This window comes from Mycobacterium senriense (genome assembly GCF_019668465.1).
Taxonomy (GTDB): domain Bacteria; phylum Actinomycetota; class Actinomycetes; order Mycobacteriales; family Mycobacteriaceae; genus Mycobacterium; species Mycobacterium senriense.
Map to the genome: position 1 here is coordinate 1358827 of NZ_AP024828.1, position 16383 is coordinate 1375209.

A 16383-nucleotide genomic window follows, 5' to 3' on the forward strand; every position below is an offset into this window, starting at 1 on the left:
TCACTTATAAAGTGGGCGACGTGTGATCCGCGCCCTAGAACTCCTTGTGATTCACGTCGGTGACCAGGCCGCCGTCCATCACGTACTCGCTGCCGGTGGAGTAGGACGACTCGTCGCTGGCCAGAAAGAGCACAAACGTCGCGACTTCGCGGACCTCGCCTGGACGCCCAAGCGGGATCGTCACCATGTCCTCGGGCAGGTGGGCGGTCATCGGGGTGCGAATGAAGCCGGGGTGGATCGAGTTGACCCGAATGTTCAACGGAGCCAACTCCAAAGCCGCCGACTTGGCCAGGCCCCGCACCCCCCACTTGGACGCGACGTACGGGTGCACCATGGGCGCGCCGCGCAGGCCCTCGATCGACGACACATTGATGATCGAGCCCCCGCCGGCCTCGGTCATCGGCTCGACCGCCGCCCGCATGCCCAGGAATGTCCCGGTCAGGTTGACGTCAATCACCTTCTGCCACTTGTCCAGTCTGAAGTCCTTCAGTGGCCCGAGCGCGACGGTTCCGGCGTTGTTGACCAGCACATTGAGCTTGCCGAATTCGCCGACCGCGGTGGCGACGGCGGCGTCCCACTGGTCGGGCTGGGTGACGTCGAGGTGCACGTAGCGCGCGGAGTCACCGATCTCGTCGGCCAGCGCCTTGCCCTGGTCGTCCAGGATGTCGCCGATCACGACCTTGGCGCCCTCCTCCACCAGTAGCCGCGCGTCTTCGGCTCCCATGCCGCCGGCGCCGCCACTGATCAGCGCTACCTTGCCGTCTACCCGACCCACGTGGGTCTCCTTTCGATTTAGGTGGTCACCAAAGTGCTTGGTGCGTAAAGGCCTTTGCCCGTTACCAGCGGCAAGTCAAGGGTGGTCTGGATGCCCGGTGGCGCCGCGATCACGGCGGGGATGGCGTTGACGATGCGGCCCGCGGCGCCCGCGATCGCCGCGTGGTTGTGGTCGCCCTTGCGGCTGCTCGGGATGATGTCGACCGCATACGACGGCTCGCCGGTGATCTCGACCCGGTACGAGCCGTCGCCGGAGGCGGGCTGGGGCAGGTCGGGGCGAAGGTCCGGCCGCAACCGGGTGACGTGCTCGATGACGATGGCTGGGTGACCCTTGACCATGCCGCGGATCTCGAACTGCAGCACGGCCACGGTGCCCTTGGCCACGTGGCCGATCGCGATGTCGAAGTCCTCGGGGGCGGGCTCGCGCTGGTAGGACTCGGTGATCTCGTCGACCTCGATGCCGAGGCCGGCGGCCAGCTGACGGATCGCGGTACCCCAGGCGATGGAAAGAATGCCCGGCTGCAGCAGCATCGGGATCTCGTCCATGGGCTTGGCGAATCCCATGTAGTCCATGACCTCGGTTCCGTTGTACGACGCGTAGTCGTGAATCTCCATGCAGCGCACCTGCTCGATGCGCTGACAGGTGCCCGCCAGCGCGAACGGGATCAGGTCGTTGGCGAATCCCGGGTCGACGCCGCTGATGAAGATGCTCGAATTGCCTTGCTTGGCAGCGTCTTCCACGCGGGCGATGTACTTGTCGGGCATGACGCCCCACGGGTGCTGCAGCAGGCCGGGCGACGAGCCGACGACGTTGATGCCGGCGGCCAGGATGCGCATGACGTCGGCCATCGCCTCGGGCAGCCGGGTGTCGCCCATCGCGCAGTAGACGACGCAATCGGGCTTGGCGGCGATGATCGCGTCCAGGTCATTGACGGCCGTGACGCCGGTGACGACGCCGGCGTCCAGGCCGACGCCGCACAGCTCGCCGGCGTCCTTGCCCACCTTTTCCGGAGTCGAGACGCACACCCCGGTCAGCTCGAACTGGGGGTTGGTGATGAGTTCGGCGAGGGCCACCCCTCCGACATTCCCGGTACCGACGTGCGCGACACGGATCGCCATGACAGTCTCCGTCCCTGTAAAACCCTGGACAACTTTTCTAGACAGTAGTCCATAAATTTTGGGCGGCATACCTACCCGACGGGACGCGGCCCGCGCGGGCAGAATCAATCGCTGATGACACCGCGCGAAGACGTTCGGTTCGCCTCCGGCGACGACCTGATCAGCGCCTGGCTCTACCGGCCTCCGGGCGACGGGCCCGCACCACTGCTGGTGATGGCCCACGGCCTGGGTGCGGTGCGCGGCATGCGCCTGGACGCGTATGCGGAGCGTTTCAGCGCGGCCGGCTACGGCTGCCTGGTGTTCGACTACCGCAACTTCGGCGACAGTGAGGGCCGGCCGCGTCAGGTGCTCGACGTCGGCATGCAGCTCGCCGACTGGGCCGCGGCCGTCGCGTACGCCCGCACCATCCCGGGAGTCGACCCCGACCGGATCGCGTTGTGGGGCACCTCTTTTGCCGGCGGCCACGTGATCGCCACCGCGGCCCGGCTGCCGGGCATCGCGGCGGCCGTCGTCCAATGTCCGTTCACCGACGGTCTCGCCTCGGCGCGCAGCATCACCAACCCGTTGATCGCCGCGCGCATCACCGCGCGGGTGGTGCGCGACCTGCTCGCGCGCCGGCGGGGCCGGCCGCCGGTGATGGTCGCGACGGCCGGCAAGCCCGGCGAGGTCGCGTTGATGAACACGCCCGACGCGTATGCGGGCTACCTGCGGCTGGTGCCCGACGGATTCGACTTCCGCAACGAGGTCGCCGCGCGAATCGCGTTGCAGGTCTTCAGCTATCGCCCGGGCCGCGCCACGGCCCGGATCGCCTGCCCGATCCTGTTCTGCGTGTGCGAGGCCGACTCAGTGGCCCCCGCGGGGGCGACGCTGCGCCACGCGGCCAAAGCGCCCCACGGCGAGATCAGGCGATACCCCGAGGGCCATTTCGCGATCTACGTCGACGACGCCTTCGACCGTGTCGTCGCCGACCAGCTCGCGTTCCTCGACAAGCACCTGCGCGCTTAGGGACCCAGCGGGGACGTCGTGCGGATTTCCTCGTCTCGGATCAGCCCGCGCAGCAGCGCGGTGCTGAACTCGGCGGCGATCTCCTTGGCCGATCGCCGGCCGCTCGGGCGAAGCCAGCGGTAGGCACCCAGCGTCATGCCGATGTAGCCCAGCGCCAGCACGTGCGAGTCGCACGGGTAGAACTCGCCGCTGGCGATCCCGCGGTCGATCAGGCCGTGCACGTGGTGGTAGACCTGGGCTTCCTTCTCGCGGACCTCGGCGACCTGCTCGCTGGTGAACCATTCGGTGATGTAAGGCGCCTCCTGGAAGTACACCGCCGCCCTTTCGGGATCGCTGGCGATGCCAGTGAGCAGGCGAACGGTGTATTGGTAGAGCGCCTCGCGCGCCGTCCAGGACGGATCGTCGTGCACGGCGGCCAGCGTGCCCTCGGCCGCCTGGCGGTAGATGTCGTACAGGATCAGCGACTTGCTGGCGTAGTAGTGATAGACGGTCGCCTTGTTCAGGCCGATCACGTCGGCCACGTCGTCCATCCGGGTGCCGTGATAGCCGCGCGCCGCAAACAGCTTGGTGGCGACCGCCAGCAGCTCTTCGCGCCGGGTCAGCCCATTCGGGGTGATGCTGTCGGTGGGCATCTGCTCTCACTATCGTCGGTACGGCCAGGCCAGAGCCGGTTCGGCCAGAATAGCTATCAATCAACTGGTTGGACAGTTTATGCAAAACGCCGGGTGTCACGTGCAGCCGTGTGCGACTAGACTTCCCATCGAGCGCGACGAGTCGAGAGGTGGGGCCGATGGATCCGAGTCCGGATTACGACGGAAGCGACGAGATCGAGTTCTTCATGCGGTATTTCACCTGGGGACTGCGCGGGGTCACCGACGGAAACGGATACCCGCCGCCGGCGTACCCGCCCGTCTAAACTCCCAGCGCACAGGCGCTTTTGTCGCTACAGCGCCTTGAGTTCCTCGGCGACCTCGGTCACCGACTTCTTTGCGTCGCCGAACAGCATGCTGGTGCCCTCGCCGTAGAACAGCGGGTTGTCGATGCCGGCGAAGCCGGAGTTCATCGACCGCTTGAGCACAATCACCGACTTGGCCTTGTCGACGTTGAGGATCGGCATGCCGTAGATCGGGCTGGACGCGTCGTTGCGCGCCGCCGGGTTGGTGACGTCGTTGGCGCCGATGACGATCGCGACGTCGGTGCGGCCGAATTCGTCGTTGATGTCGTCCATGTCCTTCATGGCGTCGTAGTCGACCTCGGCCTCGGCCAGCAACACGTTCATGTGCCCGGGCATCCGGCCCGCCACCGGGTGGATGGCGTACTTCACCGTGACGCCCTTGTTCTCCAGCAGGGCCGCCATGTCCTTCACGGCGTGCTGGGCCTGCGCGACGGCCAGGCCGTAGCCGGGCACCACGATCACCTGGTTGGCGTAGGCCATCTGGATGGCGGCGTCGGCGGCCGAGGTGGCCTTGACGGTCTTGTCGCCGGCGTCGCCACCACTCGGGGCGACCCCGCCACCGCCGAAGCCGCCGGCGACGATCGCCGGGATCGAACGGTTCATCGCCTTGGCCATCAGGTTGGTCAGGATCGAACCGGACGCGCCGACGATCATGCCGGCCACGATCATCGCGGTGTTGTTCAGCGCCAGGCCCGCGGCCGCGGCCGAGAGCCCGGTCATCGCGTTCAGCAGCGAGATGACCACGGGCATGTCGGCGCCACCGATCGGCAGCACCACCATCAAACCGAGCACACCCGCGGCGGCGAGCAGCCCGATCATCCACCACAGCGGCGCCCCGCCGCTGCCGGGATGCGCGTGCAGACCGATCACCACCGCGGCGGCCACGGCGGCGGCCAGCAGCAGCAGGTTGATCGGCTGCTGCCCCCTGCCGAAGCCGATCGGCGATCCGGAGATGATCTCCTGCAGCTTGCCGAACGCGATGATGGATCCCCAGAACGAGATCGAGCCGATGATCGCGGCGAACAATGAGGCCACCACGATGTGCACGGTCGGTGACTCGCCGTGCTGGAAGGCCGAAAAACCTTTGGTTTCCATGAATTCCGAGAGCGCGATCAGCGCGACCGTGCCACCGCCGACGCCGTTGAAGAAGGCCACCAGCTGCGGCATCGCGGTCATCTTGGTGTAGCGAGCCGGCGGGACGCCGAGCACCACGCCCACCACCAGGCCGGCGATGATCAGCACCCACTGGTCGGTGTGGCGGATCTTGATCAGGGTCGCCGCCACGGCCAGCGCCATACCCACCGCGGCGATCAGGTTGCCTCGCACCGCCGTCTTGGGCCCGGTCAGGCCCATCAGGCCGTAGATGAAGAGGGCGAAGGAAATGATGTACAGGCCGATTACCAAGTAATTCATTTGGCCGCCGGCTCCTCACTTTTGGCGGGCACCGGTTTCTTTTTGCCCTTGAACATGCCCAGCATCCGGTCGGTGACGATGAATCCGCCGATGACGTTCAGCGTTCCGAATACCACCGCGACGAACAGGATGATCTGCACCGCCAGCGAGGGGTGCTCGACCGAGCCGAACACCACCAGCGCGCCCAGCACCACGATGCCGTGGATGGCGTTGGTGCCCGACATCAGCGGCGTGTGCAGCGTGTTGGGCACCTTGGAAATGACCGCGAACCCGACGAATCCGGAGAGCACCAGGATCGCCAGGTTGGCCAGTAGCTCGTCGTACATCTAGGCCTCCGCCTTTTCGCGAGTTACGCAGGAGTCCGCGACGACCTCGTCGTCGAAGTCGGGAGCCAGCTTGCCGTCGGTGATCAGCAGGTCGAGCAGCGCGGTGATGTTCTTGCTGTAGAGCTCGCTGGCGTGCTCGGGCATGGTGGCCGGCAGGTTCAGCGGCGAGGCGATGGTGACGTCGTGCTTGACGACCGTCTGCCCGGGCTCGGTGAGCTCGCAGTTGCCCCCGGTCTCGCCGGCCAGGTCCACCACCACGCTGCCGGGCTTCATCGCTTCCACCGCGGCCGCGGTGACCAGGCGCGGCGCCGGGCGTCCCGGGACCAGCGCCGTGGTGATCACGACGTCGAATCCGCTGATCGCCTTTTCCAGCGCCTTCTGCTGCTGGGCGCGCTCCTCGTCGGTGAGCTCACGGGCGTAGCCGCCCTCACCGGAGGCGTCGATGCCGATGTCGAGCCACTGCGCGCCCACTGACCGCACCTGGTCGGCGACCTCGGGGCGGACGTCGTACCCGGTGGTGCGCGCGCCCAGCCGCTTGGCCGTCGCCAGCGCCTGCAGCCCGGCCACGCCGACGCCGAGCACCAGCACGGTGGCGGGCTTCACGGTGCCGGCGGCCGTGGTCAGCATCGGGAAGAACCGGGTGGACTCCGAGGCCGCCAGCAGCACGGCCTTGTAGCCGGACACGTTGCCCTGCGACGACAGCGCGTCCATGGCCTGGGCGCGGGAGATACGTGGGATGGCCTCGAGCGCGAACGCCTGCACGCCGGCCTGTTTCAGGGCGCCGATGGAGTTCTCGGCGTTGCGCGGCGCGAGGAAACCGATCAGCGTCTGACCGCTGCGCAGCTTGGCGACCTCGGCCTGGGTCGGCGGCGCGACCTTGACCACCACCTCGGCGCCCCACGCGTCCCCGATGCTGGCCCCGGCCTCGGTGTAGAGCGCGTCGGGCAGCAGCGCCCGTTCGCCCGCACCGGACTCGACGACCACCGCCACGCCGCTGGCTACCAGCGACGCGACCGCCTTCGGCACCAGCGCGACCCGCCGCTCGTCGGCGCCGGATTCGGCGACCACTCCTACCGTCGTCTGCGCATTTGTCATGGCGCGTACATCTACTTTCCGTACTTTCCCGTACTGTCCCTGCCGATGGGCGTGGCGCCGGCTCGGCCGCGCGTCGCTACCTTAACCAGGTTTCACCATGGACGCGCGAACGCCCACGGCGGGATACCCCTGCCCCGGGTGATCACCGCTTCGGTCGATGGTTCGCCGCCACCACCCGATGCAGTAGCGCCCGCGCCGTTGTGACGTCACAAGACGGCGTTGTGCGCGGGTTCGATTGCGCGGCGCTACCAGAGCGGGATCTCCTGGCCGTGTTCGGACTCGGGGCGCGGCCCGAAGTAGCGCCGCTGCGACTCGTCGATGGGCACGTCGTTGATGCTGGCTTCGCGGCGCGCCATCAGTCCCGACTCGGTGAACTCCCACAGCTCGTTGCCGTAGCTGCGGTACCACTGGCCGGACCGGTCGTGGCACTCGTATTGGAAACGCACCGCGATGCGGTTGCCGTTGAAACTCCACAGGCTCTTGCGCAGCGAATAATCCAGCTCGCGCTGCCACTTGCGAGTCAGGAACGCCACGATCTCGTTGCGGCCGATGATGTGCTCGTCTCGATTGCGCCAGTGCGAATCGACCGTGTAGGCCAGGCTGACGCGCTCAGGGTCGCAGCTGTTCCACGCGTCCTCGGCCGCCTGCACCTTCTGCAGCGCGGTTTCGTGGGTGAACGGAGGCAACGGGGGGCGGGATTCACTCATGCCGTCCATCGTGCCGCCCCCGCCGGCGTGTTTTCACCGCGGTGTAAGCATCGCGCTGACGACCGGAAACGCGGCGACTCGACACGTGTCCTATCGTGACGGGCATGGACTTCGCGATGTCGGCCAAAGCCAGCGACTACCACAAGCGGTTGTCCGACTTCATGACGGAATACGTCTTTCCGGCCGAGGCCCAATACGACAAATACCGCGAAAAAGCCGGCCCCAACGACCACACGGTCCCGCCCGTCATCGAGGAACTCAAAACCAAGGCCAAGGAGCGGGGCCTGTGGAACCTGTTCCTGCCGGCCGAGTCGGGGTTGACCAACCTCGAATACGCCCCGCTGGCCGAGCTGACCGGCTGGAGCCTGGAACTCGCCCCCGAAGCAATCAACTGCGCGGCCCCGGACACCGGCAACATGGAGACCCTGCACCTGTTCGCCACCGAGGAGCAGCGCAAGCAGTGGCTGGAGCCGTTGCTGGCCGGCGAGATCCGAAGCGCCTTCTCGATGACCGAGCCGGCGGTCGCGAGCAGCGACGCCCGCAACATCCAGACGGCCATCGTGCGCGACGGCGCCGACTACGTCATCAACGGGCGCAAGTGGTGGACGTCGGGCGCGGCCGACCCGCGGTGCAAGATCCTGATCGTGATGGGGCGTACCAACCCCGAGGCCGCGAGTCACCAGCAGCAGTCGATGGTGCTGGTGCCGATGGACACCCCGGGCGTGAGCGTGCTGCGCTCCACGTCGGTGTTCGGCTGGCAGGACCAGCACGGGCACTGCGAGATCGTCTATGACAACGTCCGGGTGCCGGCCACCAACCTGCTCGGTGAGGAGGGCGGCGGCTTCGCCATCGCCCAGGCCCGGCTGGGTCCGGGCCGCATCCACCACTGCATGCGCGCGCTCGGCGGGGCCGAACGCGCCCTGGCGCTGATGGTGCACCGCGCGAACAACCGCATCGCCTTCGGCCGGCCGCTGGCCGACCAGGGCCTGGTGCAGCAGGCAATTGCCAAGTCCCGCAACGAAATCGACCAGGCCCGACTGCTCTGCGAAAAGGCTGCGTGGACGATCGACCAGCACGGCAACAAGGCCGCGCACCTGCTGGTCTCGCAGATCAAGGCGGTGGCGCCGCAGGTGGCCTGCGACGTCATCGACCGGGCGATCCAGGTGCACGGCGCCGCCGGCGTCAGCGACGACACGGTGCTGGCCCGCCTGTACGGCTGGCACCGCGCCATGCGGATCTTCGACGGGCCCGACGAAGTGCACATGAGGACCATCGCGCGCACCGAGATCGGCCGCGAACAGGCGGCCTTCGCCGCGGCGGTCACACCGAATGACTGAGGCGCTGCGAGAGCTGTCCGGCGGGTGGAACTTTCGCGACGTCGCCGACGGCGCGCCGGCGCTGCGCCCCGGGCGGTTGTTCCGGTCCGGTGAGCTGAGCCGGCTCGACGACCAGGGCCGCACCACGCTGCGCGAGTTGGGCATCACCGACGTCGCCGACCTGCGCGCGAACCAGGAGGTCACCAAGCGCGGTCCGGGTCTGGTTCCGGACGGCATCGAGATCCACCGGCTCCCCCTGCCCGACCTCGGCGACGATCAGCCCAGCGATGACGACGCGCCGCACGAGACCGCGTTTCGGCGGCTGTTCGAGGGCGACGTCAGCCAATCCGACGAAGAGGTCAACGAGGCCGCCATCCGGCACATGATCGACGAGTACCGGCAATTCCCGACCCGCAATGGCGCGCAACGTGCTGTGCGGCAGGTCTTTTCGATGCTGGCCGCCGGGCGTTCGGTGCTCACGCACTGCTTCGCGGGCAAGGACCGCACGGGTTTCGTGATCGCCACGGTGCTGGAAGTGCTCGACGTGGATCGCGACACCATCGTCGCCGACTACCTGCGCAGCAACGCCGCGGTGCCCCAACTGCGCGAGCACATCTACGAGATGATCCAGCGGCGCCCCGACGTCGAATTGACCCCGGAGGTCGTCACGTTCACCAAGGCCCGGCTCGCCGACGGTGTCCTCGGCGTGCGTCCCGAATACCTCGACGCCGCACGCCAGACCATCGACCAGGAATTCGGGTCGCTGGACGCCTATTTGCGCGACGCGGGTGTCAGCGAGGCGGACGTGGAACGTCTGCGCGGCGAGCTGCTCGCCTGACTCGCTGACCACCCGGTCGAAATTGGCCTACCCCAGCTTGAAATCGGCCTGCTTTGCCGCGGACAGGTCGGTGATCTCGCCCCAGTGCGAGGCGATGTCCTCCACCGTCGGCGGCTTGTCGTAGTTGACGCCCTTGTTCTGGAACAGCGCGACGCGCTGCACCTTGCCGCCACCGACCACGAAAACCGAAGCGCTGTTGGGGTTTTCCTCGGTGCACAGGTAGGCGACCACCGGTGCGACGTACTCGGGCGTCAGCTTCTCGAGCACTTCCTTGGGAAGGATGTCCTCGGTCATGCGGGTCGCCGCGATCGGGGCGACCGCGTTGGCGTGGATGTTGTACTTCGCACCCTCCAGCGCCAGGCTGTTGATCAAGCCGACCAGGCCGAGTTTGGCCGCGCCGTAGTTGGTTTGGCCGAAGTTGCCGAACAGCCCGCTGGTGGAGGTGGCGACGACCACGCGGCCGTAGCTCTGCTCGCGGAAGTGCGGCCACGCGGCGCGGATGACGTTGTAGCCACCGTAGAGGTGCACCTTGAGCACGGCGTCCCAGTTCTCGAAGGACATCTTGTGGAAGGTGCCGTCGCGCAGGATGCCGGCATTGCTGACGACGCCGTGCACGGCGCCGAATTCGTCGAGCGCGGTTTTGATGATGTTCTCGGCGCCCTCGGACTCGGCGACGCTGTCGTAGTTGGCAACCGCCCGCCCGCCGGCGTCCTTGATCTCCTTGACCACTTCGTCGGCCATGTTGTGGCCGGCGCCGGTGCCGTCACGGGCGCCGCCGAGGTCGTTGACGACGACGCTGGCGCCCTCCTTGGCGAGGGTCAAGGCGTACTCGCGACCCAGTCCTCCACCGGCTCCGGTGACGATGATGACGCGATCCTGCACTCCGGGCATAAGTTTCCTCTCTGCTGTGAAAAACTCGTTCTAGCAATCGAATTGAAGCAACGTGTCAGAACATCCGGCGGGCCATCTTGAAAGCCCGCTCGGTGTACGGAGGGTAGATGAAGCTCGACAGGTCCGGCCGGGTGGGTTTGGTCAACACCGACTTGCGGTGGCTGAACTCCTCGAACCCCCACTTGCCGTGGTAGGCGCCCATTCCCGACGCGCCGACACCGCCGAATGGCAGCTTGGCCGTGGACACCTGGAACGCGATGTGGTTGACCAGCATGCCGCCGGCCGGCACCTCCTTGATCACCCGCTCGCGGGTCTCGCGCCGCTTGGTGAACAGGTAGGCCGACAGCGGTTTGGGTCGCGAGTTCACGAAACGTATTGCCTCGTCCAAGTTTTGGACGGTGATCACCGGCAGGACCGGACCGAAGATCTCGTTCTGCATCAGCGGCCCGTTCGGGTCGGGATCCACCACGACGGCGGGCTGGATACGCAGGCTCGACGCGTCGCACGCCCCGCCGACGGTGACCTTGCCGTCGGCTCCGGACAGGTAACCGCTGATCCGGTCGAACTGGCGCTGATTGACCACCCGCATGCCGTCCGGCTTGTCGGAGGTGAATTTGGTGATGGCGGCGCTGATCTTGTCGACCAGTTCATCGCGAATCGCGGCGTCCGCCAGGACGTAATCGGGTGCGACGCAGGTCTGCCCGGCGTTGAGCAGCTTCATCCAGGCGATCCGCTTGGCGGCCACCTCCACGTCGGCGTCCGCCGCGACGATGACCGGGCTCTTGCCGCCGAGCTCCAGGGTGCACGGGGTCAGGTGCGGCGCCGCACCCTCGTAGACCTTGCGGCCGATCTCGGTGCCGCCGGTGAACAGCACGCGGTCCAGCCCCTGGGCGATGAGTTCCTGGCTCGTCGCGCCGTCGCCCTCGACCACCGCGATGGCGTCGTTGTCGAGGTATTTCGGCACCAGCTCGGCCATCACGTGCGCGGACGCCGCCGCGATTTCCGAAGGCTTGAGGATGACGGCGTTTCCGGCGGCGATCGCTCCGACCGCGGGGCCCAGCGTCAGGTAGTACGGGTAGTTCCAGGCGCCGATGATCAGCACGGTGCCGTAGGGCTCGTACTCCACCCAGCCGCGTCCGGGCAGCTGCGGGAGCTCGAGCAGTTGGTACTTGCGGCGCGTCCACCGGCGCACCCGCTTCGCCGCGTACTTGGCTTCGCCGGCGGTGGTGGCGATGTCGGCGATGTAGGCCTCAAACGGGCTGCGGTCCAAGTCTTCGGCGAGCGCCGCGGCAAGCGCGGCCTCGTTCTCCTCCATCAGCTTCACCAGTTGCAGCAGCTGGCGCTTGCGCCATTCGATGTCGCGGGTGCGTCCGGTGGCGAAGGTCTGGCGAAGCCGGGCAACCGTGGCGGGGATGTCGGTCGGTGCGGTCCCGTTCGTGGTGTCCGAGGTTTTCGATGCAACCGATTCGGTGGTCATCATTGTCCTTCCCGAGCAGGGTCCCGCCGCATGGCGGCCGCTCGTCGGTGATATCCGCGATACTAACCATCCGGTTGGGAGAGCAATAGGAAGGATCCGTGCCAACCCCGGTCTCGCCGCGTCGGATAGCCCCAGCGCTCGGTCCGCACGCGCGATGACCGGCGCGGTTACTTGACGCAGGGCACGTTGGCGGCGGTCATCTGGCTGAGGTCGGTCGGTGCCGGCGCACGATCGCCGGTGCCGGTGGCGGCCACGGCACTCACCTGCCCGGACCCGGATGGGTCGGTCGTCGCACCGGGGTGGGCCAGGTAGTCGGATGCGGGGAACTGCGGTCCGACGGTCAGCCGCACTGTGCCGGCGGCCACGGCGCTGTTCGCCGTCACCGGCAGGTGCAGTTGATCGGCCAGAACCTGTGCGGCCCGGTCGGCCCCCTGGCCGTACTCGATGACGCTGTCGTCGGCCGGGGCCGCCGCGGTGGTGGCGCTGCCGCGGGTGAAGCCGCGACCGGCGAAAGTGTCCTCGATGGCACCCGCGAGTCCGTCCCGCGAGGTGGCGTTGACGACGTCGAGAATCGCGGGTTCGGCCAGCGCCGGCGGGGGCTGGGTGGACGGCGATGCGGCCTCCAGCGCCACCGCCGTATCCGACATGAAGCGCTCGTTGACGATGCGCCGGATGGTCGGCAGGTCGACCTGGTTGATGTCGGACCCGTTGGCGTCTTTGCCGAAGCCGGCGATCGGCAGGGTATAGAGCGACAGCGGCCGCTCGCTCAGTTGCGAGGCGCGCGAAGCGAATTCCATGATGTCCAGCCCGTCGTCGACGGCGACGTTGTCGCGGGCGACCTGCAGCAGTTTGCGCAGCCCGCTGACGCTGGACAGCGCGCCGCCGCTGCGAGCCGCGTTGACCAACGACACCAGGAACGCCTGCTGTCGCCGGGTGCGGTCGAAATCGGTGAAGGAGCCGTCGTTTTCGTCGCGCCGCTGCCGCACGAAGGCCATCGCGTCCGCGGCGTCGATGCGCTGAACGCCTTGGTGGAAGTCCGCGCCTGAATAGCTGTCCCGCGTATCGGCATTGAGGCACACCGTGATCGGCTCGACGGCCTTGGCGATTTGAAAGAACGCGCCCAGCGTGACCTCGACGAAGTGATCGACCGAGATGCCCAGAAAGTCTTTGACGGCGTTGATTTCGGCTTTGCGGCCGGCCTCGCGCGCGGTCTGCTCGCGAGCGGTCAAGTTGGTGGCGCCCGCCCCGCCCGAATTCCCGGCTGCCTGCGAATTCAGCGACTGCTGGTAGGCCAGGCCGTACGCCTGCTTGATCTTGCCGGTGCAGACCGATCCCGGGCAGCCCGGCAACTCCGCGTAGTCGTCACGCGGAATCGATATCGCGGTCACCGGCCCGTCGCCGTCCGAAATATGCACGACGATAAGGACATTCGCGTTGTAGCCGCCCGAGCTCTCGTCACCGGCGTGCAGCGCCTCGTAGACGTCTTGGGGTAGCGGCTTACCGTTCTGGTCCAGCCGGCTGTCCAGACCCATCAGCAGGATGTTCTGGTTGCCGTCCAGTGTCGTCGCCCCATTCTGCAGCGCATGCGAAATGATGATCTTGCCCAGCGCGGTGTGATAGCCCGTCCAGCCCATACCGGTGATCGCCATGACCGCGGCCGAAGCGACGGCGGCGACGGACCGGCCCTTTCGCAGCGCCCAACGGTGCGACCGGTCGGATCCGCCACTGCCCATAATGAGTGACCATTGTCCCCGATGACCAGGCGAATTCCCGGTAACCGGGACCGCGAGCCAACGGGTTGACGTGCGACGGGTCTACGAGGTTAGGCGCCTCGCAGCGTGGCTTTACAGCCGCTCGGCGATCACGAAGTCGGAGAAGGCGTCCCGGTCTTCGTCCACCTCGGAACTCTGCACCCCGCGGCCCAGGCGGTGCATCTCGTCGATCGAGTTCTGCGCCGTGGCGCGCCAGCCGTTTTCGTTGAGCCAGTCGGCGAGGTTCGCGCGGTGCTCGTCGCGGTACATCAGCTCGCCCACGTCGACGGTCTCCTCCAGGCCGAGCTCTTCGGCCACCTTCTTGAACCGTTCCCGCATCTGCTGGCGCCGCTCCTCGGCGTGCATCGGTGCGGTTTCGGCGGAGACGCGGCTTCCTGCCGGGCTCAGCTCGCCGATCTGGGTGAACAGCTTGTCCTGGGCCTCGGCGGGCAGGTACATCAGCAGTCCCTCGGCCAGCCAGGCGGTCGGCTGGGCCGGGTCGAATCCGGCGGCGCGCAGCGCGGCGGGCCAGTCTTCCCGCAGGTCGATCGCCACCTCGCGACGATCGGCGGAAGGCTTGACGCCGTTTTCGGCCAGCGTGGTGGTCTTGTAGTCCAGCACCTGGGGCTGGTCGATCTCGTAAACCGTGGTGCCGTCCGGCCAGTCGAGGCGGTATGCCCGCGAGTCCAGGCCCGACGCGAGGATCACCACCTGCCGGATCCCGGTGGCGACGGCGTCGGCGAAGTATGAGTCGAAGAAGTGGGTCCGCACCGCCTGATAGCCGCGCATGTGCTGCATGCGGGCCGCGGATTCTTCATCGATGGCCTCGATCTTGGCCACCACGTCCGGGTCGAGCATGGCCTCCCACAAGACCTCGGCACCGGCGTTGTTGACGAGCAGCCGGGCGTAGGGGTCGCGGATCAGCGCGTCGGGCTGCTCGGTCTCGATCGCCCGGGCGGCGGCGACCATGACCGCGGTGGTGCCGACGCTGCTCTTGATGTCCCAGGTGTCGTCGTGGGTGCGCAGTGAACTCATGGGGATGCTCCTTGGATGGATCCTTGGTCAGGCGGTGGGCTTGCCGAGACGCGCCCGCAGCAGTGTGCTGCGGACCGCCTCGTCGTCCAGGTCGTCGGGTACCGGACGGCCCAGTCGGGCCATCTCGTCCCGGTTGCTCACGCTGTGCACGTGCCAGCCGTGGTCGGCCAGCCATGCCTCGGCGTCCGAACGGTCCGGCTCGTGGTAGGTCAGCGCCTGGACGTTGACGTCCAGCCCGAGCCGCTCGCGCATCCGCAGCCAGCGCTGCGAGTTGCTCCGGGAATTCATGCCGAACATTTCGATGGCGATCTGGCTGTCCGGCGCGCTGAGCGCGGTGACCATCTCGAAGAGCCGGTCCTGGGCATCGCTGGGCAGGTACGGGAGCAGCCCTTCGGCCAGCCAGGCGGTCGGTTGGGTGCGGTCGAACCCGGCGGCGGTCAGCGCCGCGGGCCAATCGTCACGCAGGTCCACCGCGACGGGGTGCCGGATGGCGGACGGCACGGCGCCGTGGTGCTGCAGGATGCCGGTCTTGTACTCCAGCACCTGGGGCTGGTCGATCTCGTAGACCGTGGTGCCGGCCGGCCAGTCCAACCGGTACGCCCTGGAGTCGAGCCCGGCGGCCAGGATCACCACCTGCCGGATTCCGGCGCCGACGGCGTTCGCGAAGTACTCGTCGAAGAAGTGGGTGCGCACGGCCTGGTAATCGATGCCGCAACGATGGGAGCGCCGTCCGTGCTCGTCACCGTCGAGCCAGCCGAGCTCGGGATCGGCCAGCCGCGCCCACGCGGGGCCGGCCGACGAGACCAGCAGACGCGCGAAGTCGTCGCGGATCAGCGGATTGGGTCCGGCGGTTTCCGCGGCGCGCGACGCGGCCACGCCCAGTGCGGTGGCCCCGACGAGTTCAGTGATGGTCCAACTGTCGCCGGCAGACCGTACGGACGGCGGCAACGAGGCATCCAGGTCAGTCATATCCCATCCATCGTACCGGGATAAGTTAGTTAGCCTATGCGCTTTGTGCGCAACTTCACTGCGCGCCGACGAGCGCTAAGCCTCCGGCCGCCGGAATGCGCCTTCCAAGAGCTGGCGCATTACCCCGACGAGTGCCAGCAGGTTTTCGGGGCTCGACACGTATCCGGCATACACGCCCACTCCGCAGACGAGCACGAGCAGCGCCTCGGCCATTACCGTCGCATCGACGTCGGCGACGATTTCGCCGCGCTCCATGGCTTGGTTGATGACGCGCAACAGGAATTCCCGACTGATCCGTATGGAATCGTTATCGGTTGCTATCAAATCCGGATGTCGCTGTGATTCGAGCACACCGCTGATTAGGAACGCGGATCCGGCTGGATTCTTTCTATTGGCTCTGGTCGCTTCGGTGATGAATGCCGCCAGCTGCGCCGCCAGCGTGGTCTCATGCTCGGCTTGTTTGATGCCGGCCCCGATCACGAATTCGTTGGTGTCATCCAGCACTTCCCGATAAAGCGCCCGCTTGCTCGAGAAATAATGATTGATCGCCGGCCTGGTCAGGTCAGCGCGCGCCGCGATGGCCTGGAACGTCGCGCCGTCGTAGCCGCGTTCGCTGAAGACCAAACGGGCAGCTTGGATGATCCGCTGTCGCGTCTCGTCAGCCTTCGCGGCAGGCGGCCGTCCGGGCCTGCGGTTCCCCCGTGGAAGCATT

General features: G+C 67.4%; 17 protein-coding genes. 4 read left to right on the plus strand and 13 right to left on the minus strand.

The window, feature by feature from the left end:
* Window positions 1-34: 34 nt before the first annotated feature.
* Window positions 35-775: a glucose 1-dehydrogenase gene (locus tag MTY59_RS06495; RefSeq protein WP_221044946.1), complete on the minus strand. Its 741-nt coding sequence runs from the start codon at window positions 773-775 to the stop codon at window positions 35-37.
* Window positions 776-792: 17 nt separating this feature from the next.
* Window positions 793-1893: an NAD(P)H-dependent amine dehydrogenase family protein gene (locus MTY59_RS06500; protein WP_221044947.1), complete on the minus strand. Its 1101-nt coding sequence runs from the start codon at window positions 1891-1893 to the stop codon at window positions 793-795.
* 114 nt (window positions 1894-2007) lie between these two features.
* Between MTY59_RS06500 and MTY59_RS06505 the strand changes: the two genes are divergently transcribed.
* A complete protein-coding gene (locus MTY59_RS06505; protein ID WP_221044948.1) occupies window positions 2008-2898 on the plus strand; it encodes an alpha/beta hydrolase in 891 nt (296 codons plus the stop codon).
* On the opposite strand, the gene MTY59_RS06510 is transcribed toward MTY59_RS06505, so the two are convergent.
* Complete coding sequence (locus tag MTY59_RS06510; protein ID WP_221044949.1) at window positions 2895-3530, minus strand: TetR/AcrR family transcriptional regulator; 636 nt, start codon at window positions 3528-3530, stop codon at window positions 2895-2897. The genes MTY59_RS06505 and MTY59_RS06510 overlap by 4 nt on opposite strands.
* 158 nt (window positions 3531-3688) lie before the next feature.
* Between MTY59_RS06510 and MTY59_RS06515 the strand changes: the two genes are divergently transcribed.
* Window positions 3689-3814 (plus strand): hypothetical protein, encoded by a 126-nt coding sequence (locus MTY59_RS06515; RefSeq protein WP_156745502.1) that lies wholly within the window; start codon window positions 3689-3691, stop codon window positions 3812-3814.
* A 27-nt stretch (window positions 3815-3841) separates the two neighbouring features.
* Here the strand turns inward: MTY59_RS06515 and MTY59_RS06520 are convergent, their stop codons facing one another.
* The 4 genes from MTY59_RS06520 to MTY59_RS06535 all read right to left on the minus strand — a co-directional run bounded on the left by MTY59_RS06520 (window position 3842) and on the right by MTY59_RS06535 (window position 7394).
* Window positions 3842-5266: an NAD(P)(+) transhydrogenase (Re/Si-specific) subunit beta gene (locus tag MTY59_RS06520; RefSeq protein ID WP_221044950.1), complete on the minus strand. Its 1425-nt coding sequence runs from the start codon at window positions 5264-5266 to the stop codon at window positions 3842-3844.
* Window positions 5263-5592, minus strand: coding sequence for an NAD(P) transhydrogenase subunit alpha part 2 (locus MTY59_RS06525; RefSeq protein ID WP_064950966.1), 330 nt, complete (start codon window positions 5590-5592; stop codon window positions 5263-5265). The genes MTY59_RS06520 and MTY59_RS06525 overlap by 4 nt, the downstream gene beginning before the upstream one ends.
* A complete protein-coding gene (locus MTY59_RS06530; protein WP_221044951.1) occupies window positions 5593-6687 on the minus strand; it encodes a Re/Si-specific NAD(P)(+) transhydrogenase subunit alpha in 1095 nt (364 codons plus the stop codon). It abuts the gene before it with no gap.
* 245 nt (window positions 6688-6932) lie between these two features.
* Window positions 6933-7394, minus strand: coding sequence for a nuclear transport factor 2 family protein (locus tag MTY59_RS06535; RefSeq protein WP_221044952.1), 462 nt, complete (start codon window positions 7392-7394; stop codon window positions 6933-6935).
* 116 nt (window positions 7395-7510) lie between these two features.
* Between MTY59_RS06535 and MTY59_RS06540 the strand changes: the two genes are divergently transcribed.
* Window positions 7511-8731: an acyl-CoA dehydrogenase family protein gene (locus tag MTY59_RS06540; protein ID WP_221046288.1), complete on the plus strand. Its 1221-nt coding sequence runs from the start codon at window positions 7511-7513 to the stop codon at window positions 8729-8731.
* Window positions 8724-9548, plus strand: coding sequence for a tyrosine-protein phosphatase (locus MTY59_RS06545; protein WP_221044953.1), 825 nt, complete (start codon window positions 8724-8726; stop codon window positions 9546-9548). Before MTY59_RS06540 ends, MTY59_RS06545 begins: the two co-directional genes overlap by 8 nt.
* A 27-nt stretch (window positions 9549-9575) precedes the next feature.
* Here MTY59_RS06545 and MTY59_RS06550 read toward each other — a convergent pair whose 3' ends face one another.
* The 6 genes from MTY59_RS06550 to MTY59_RS06575 all read right to left on the minus strand — a co-directional run bounded on the left by MTY59_RS06550 (window position 9576) and on the right by MTY59_RS06575 (window position 16382).
* Window positions 9576-10439: an SDR family oxidoreductase gene (locus MTY59_RS06550; RefSeq protein WP_221044954.1), complete on the minus strand. Its 864-nt coding sequence runs from the start codon at window positions 10437-10439 to the stop codon at window positions 9576-9578.
* A gap of 55 nt (window positions 10440-10494) precedes the next feature.
* Window positions 10495-11919 carry an aldehyde dehydrogenase family protein gene (locus MTY59_RS06555; protein ID WP_221044955.1) on the minus strand — a complete coding sequence of 475 codons (1425 nt, stop codon included), beginning with the start codon at window positions 11917-11919 and terminating at the stop codon, window positions 10495-10497.
* A gap of 164 nt (window positions 11920-12083) precedes the next feature.
* Window positions 12084-13649, minus strand: a complete 1566-nt coding sequence (locus MTY59_RS06560; RefSeq protein ID WP_221044956.1) for an LCP family protein — start codon at window positions 13647-13649, stop codon at window positions 12084-12086.
* Window positions 13650-13760: 111 nt separating this feature from the next.
* Window positions 13761-14702, minus strand: a complete 942-nt coding sequence (locus tag MTY59_RS06565) for a class I SAM-dependent methyltransferase (RefSeq protein ID WP_221044957.1) — start codon at window positions 14700-14702, stop codon at window positions 13761-13763.
* 27 nt (window positions 14703-14729) lie between these two features.
* Window positions 14730-15671, minus strand: coding sequence for a class I SAM-dependent methyltransferase (locus MTY59_RS06570; protein WP_221044958.1), 942 nt, complete (start codon window positions 15669-15671; stop codon window positions 14730-14732).
* A 75-nt stretch (window positions 15672-15746) separates the two neighbouring features.
* Window positions 15747-16382, minus strand: a complete 636-nt coding sequence (locus MTY59_RS06575) for a TetR/AcrR family transcriptional regulator (RefSeq protein ID WP_221044959.1) — start codon at window positions 16380-16382, stop codon at window positions 15747-15749.
* Between the last annotated feature and the right edge of the window lies 1 nt (window position 16383).